The 1173-nt window shown below is 55.4% G+C and carries 1 protein-coding gene; it reads right to left on the bottom strand.

Going from position 1 to position 1173, the window contains the following annotated elements; all coding sequences use genetic code 11:
* Window positions 1-12 precede the first annotated feature (12 nt).
* On the bottom strand, window positions 13-585 hold the full coding sequence (locus tag ABD906_RS09820) for a DNA (cytosine-5-)-methyltransferase (protein WP_345099247.1): 573 nt from the start codon (window positions 583-585) through the stop codon (window positions 13-15).
* Window positions 586-1173 lie beyond the last annotated feature (588 nt).

Raw genomic sequence — 1173 nt, 5'->3', positions numbered from 1 at the left:
GGCACGCGCCAGCTATTGGTAAGCGCGCGCGCCATGGCGCAGGCCACTGCCACCTGGCCTGGTTTTGCGCCGCCGCGTGGCCGGATTTTGCACCGCCGTTGACATATCGCACTGGAAACCGTGTTTCCGGTTCAGAGAGTTGAGTTTAGAGATACCCGCGAGTGAAAATGGCTGGCATGGAAAACCCGCCAACAGTACGTCATGTGCGGGAATCTCCGAGGCATCGATCTTGGTGACGTCGCCTGCAACCACATGGTCATCATTTGGGAAGTTGGCCTTATAGGTCTGCTGACTGAACCGATCCCATTCGCTTGTGAAAGTGCACTTGCCACCGATTGCTTCAAAACCAAGACGGAAGCCGCCTATACCCGCAAACAGATCGATGAAGGTGAAAGATGCATTTCTCGGCGGGTGAGCCCCCCTCCCGGTCGCCCCAAACGTTCGCAGAAGATCCAAAACTCCTTTTCGTGGCCTCGATTCCCCACGCTCCCAACGATACACTTGGCGTTCGGTATAGCCGAGTCGGCTTGCGGTCTCGGGAATCGACAAGCCAGCGAGCTGCCTGAGCTCGGAGAATTCGTTCATAGCCCACCTTTCTGGGAATTTTTTTGACATAGTTTCCGATTCGCGAGGACGAAACAAGAGACAGCAAACTGAGTCGGGAAGCGCGGTGGCTACGTTAAAACCCGATCACGCAGACACTGGCGTGAAGTACGAGCTTTAGCCTTGGAGTCTGCCGAACTGGTTGTGAGCATTATTGAAGTGAAGAATCGGGAAATCACACCCCCCGAGTTAGAACCATCCCACTAGAGCCTTTCTGCCTCTCGTGTTCGTCAAGCTTGCGAGGCCTGCATTCGCTGTCTTTGACCTATTCCCCTGATACAGCACTTTTCGCAGGTGGCTACCTTCTCCGCGTGGAAGCAAAGCAAAGGAGAACGCACGTGGCGATGGTCATCTGCACGAGCGACTGCGCCCGCTCATTTTCGTGTCGGGGGAAGGCTAACGAAGTTGTGCCGGCACATAGGGAACAGCCAAGGTGGAAGGCGCTTCGCCTGACAGTCATTGCGCTGATCCACCCCCATTGAACGGGTCCACCTTGAAGTATGGTTTTGACCATGAAGGAGGACCACAATGGCCAACAAGCGACACAAGCCCGACGAGATCGTCACGAAG

Origin of the sequence: Chelativorans composti, from assembly GCF_039541695.1 — a bacterium.
Classification (GTDB): domain Bacteria; phylum Pseudomonadota; class Alphaproteobacteria; order Rhizobiales; family Rhizobiaceae; genus Chelativorans; species Chelativorans composti.
Note: the sequence above shows the minus strand (reverse complement) of the source record. Positions and strands in the feature narration are given on the sequence as shown.